The sequence below is a fragment of the Marinobacter sp. genome (genome assembly GCF_040904845.1).
Classification (GTDB): Bacteria; Pseudomonadota; Gammaproteobacteria; order Pseudomonadales; family Oleiphilaceae; genus Marinobacter.
Genome location: NZ_JBBDSR010000010.1, coordinates 1 through 1960 on the forward strand (window position 1 = coordinate 1; position 1960 = coordinate 1960).

Consider the following 1960-nt stretch of genomic DNA (forward strand, 5'->3'; position numbering starts at 1 on the left):
TCCAGGGTTTCCATGTCGAGGCCGCAGGGAATGGCAAATTTCAGGGTAAAGTCATAGTCGGTCATGATCTGTCGTCCTCCTCGGAGGATGCGCCACCGGTACAGTTGTCGACGACACGACGTAACTGTTTGGCGTGGTTGGCCGGATTCTTCGGCGTGCTCCATACGCTCACAATACAAAACTCGCCGCAGCGGCATTCGCTGTCGTTGTGTGGGCAGTAAAGTCGTCCCCAGGCATGCCCGGTTGATGGCACTACTCGCCAGCCGTGGGCTTCGGCATATGTCAGCGCCTCTTCGATCTCTTTCTTGCTATGACGTGAGCGTTTCATGAAATCTCTTGAAGGTCAGCATGGGGGAAGAGATCGACGGTTGTCAACTGACAACCCGTTGAGTGCCACTCACCGATTTCCCATCGCCATCGCGGCTCGCTGACCTCAACTACCAGGCTGGTAGCCCTTGGGATCTGACCCTGAGGGCTACGCCGAGCTCTCTGACCATCCACCAGGAATCAGCAGTGTAACCTTTCTATTTACGCCTGTAATCAAACAGATTACACTACTCCCATGATCAAGACCTTTCGGAACAAGGGCCTGGCGTCGCTTTGGGAAACCGGTAAATCCAGGATCGACAAGCGTATGCATAGGCGCATCCTGATCCGCCTGGCCGTGATCAACGAAGCCACCAGCGTCGAGGATATCAACTTACCAGGCTATAACTTCCATGGCTTGCAGGGCTTAAACCCTAAGCGCTACACCGTACATGTGAACGGCCCCTGGTGCCTCACTTTTGAATTCGAGGACGGCAACGCTTATCAAGTTAAATTTGAGCAATACCACTGACTGAGAGGTGAGGTCACCATGGCTATTACTGCGAAGCAAAACCCCAGTCGCTGCCCGCCGCACCCCGGCGAGGTGATCGAAGACATGCTGGAGGATATGGACTACAGCAAGAGTGACATCGCGCAGATGCTGGGCATCTCACGCCAGCAACTGCACGCTATTCTGGCAGCGCGCAAGCCAGTATCGCCAGGAATAGCGGCACGCCTCGGCAAGCTGTTCGGTAACGGCCCCGGGCTATGGCTGCGCCTCCAGGCGGCCCACGACGCCTGGCACGCCGAGCGCGAAGTAGACGTCAGCGCGGTGCCCTCGTTGAAGCTTGTGGGATGAATCTTTATTTTCAGGGATGACACTTTATTCTCATCCCCCACCAGCCTGATGGCCGCCTGTGCCGCGTCCTTGGGGTCTGACCCTGAAGCTTCCCCACAACACCGCCAGCCAGAAGGCATACACCATCACGCCACTGTTGTGCTCCATCAGCGTCTGCGTCAGGCCGAAATCGATATAGGCGACCGGCAGCAGCACGCCGGCCACCGCCAAGGCCCGCACTTGCAGGTTGGCGGCATGGAGCTGCCTGGCGAACAGTTTCATCGGCACCAGATAGAGCGCCAACAAGGCCAGCAAGCCGATCGCGCCACGCTTGGCGGTGGCATCGATGAACTCGTTATGGGCATGGTCATAGCGTTCGGCCACGTAGCGATTGACCACGCCCTCCTCGCTCAGCTCGAGCATGGCCTCGTGGTAGCCGTTGCTGCCCCAGCCCACCAAGGGTTTCTCCTGAATCAAGTGCAGGGCGCCCTTCCACATCTCGAAACGCGCCCCCACCGAGGAGGTCTGGCTCTCACCCGAGAGATAACTCGACACATCACTGAAGGCCATATGCACTCGGTGCTGAACGCCTATCTGCGGCACTGCATACACTGACACGGCGCCAATCACTACCACGGCAATCACACCAAACTTGAGCTTGGTCGGCAGGTCGCGCCCATAGGCCCGATACAGCACCCACAGCACGACCGGAAGCCCCACCCAACCCCCGCGACTGCCCGAGAACAGCGAGCTCAGGATGCCCCGCAAGGCACCAAGCAGCAACAGCGCTACCCACCACTTGGCCCGGGGCTGCAC

Annotated in this window: 4 protein-coding genes; 2 read left to right on the plus strand and 2 right to left on the minus strand. The window is 58.5% G+C overall.

Annotated elements, in window-relative coordinates; all coding sequences use genetic code 11:
• Positions 1-61: 61 nt before the first annotated feature.
• Positions 62-328: a hypothetical protein gene (locus WD429_RS01205; RefSeq protein ID WP_368420346.1), complete on the minus strand. Its 267-nt coding sequence runs from the start codon at positions 326-328 to the stop codon at positions 62-64.
• Positions 329-562: 234 nt separating this feature from the next.
• On the opposite strand from WD429_RS01205, the gene WD429_RS01210 reads away from it, so the two are divergent.
• Both WD429_RS01210 and WD429_RS01215 read left to right on the plus strand, forming a co-directional pair.
• Complete coding sequence (locus tag WD429_RS01210; RefSeq protein ID WP_368420347.1) at positions 563-838, plus strand: type II toxin-antitoxin system RelE/ParE family toxin; 276 nt, start codon at positions 563-565, stop codon at positions 836-838.
• An 18-nt stretch (positions 839-856) separates the two neighbouring features.
• Positions 857-1165 (plus strand): HigA family addiction module antitoxin, encoded by a 309-nt coding sequence (locus WD429_RS01215; protein WP_368420348.1) that lies wholly within the window; start codon positions 857-859, stop codon positions 1163-1165.
• 30 nt (positions 1166-1195) lie between these two features.
• Here WD429_RS01215 and WD429_RS01220 read toward each other — a convergent pair.
• A partial coding sequence (locus WD429_RS01220) for an O-antigen ligase family protein (protein ID WP_368420349.1) occupies positions 1196-1960 on the minus strand: 765 nt, incomplete at its 5' end.

Coding starts and splice junctions, on each gene's coding strand:
- WD429_RS01205 (WP_368420346.1), bottom strand. CDS start 328: ATGAAACGCTCACGTCATAGCAAGAAAGAGATCGAAGAGGCGCTGACA.
- WD429_RS01210 (WP_368420347.1), top strand. CDS start 563: ATGATCAAGACCTTTCGGAACAAGGGCCTGGCGTCGCTTTGGGAAACC.
- WD429_RS01215 (WP_368420348.1), top strand. CDS start 857: ATGGCTATTACTGCGAAGCAAAACCCCAGTCGCTGCCCGCCGCACCCC.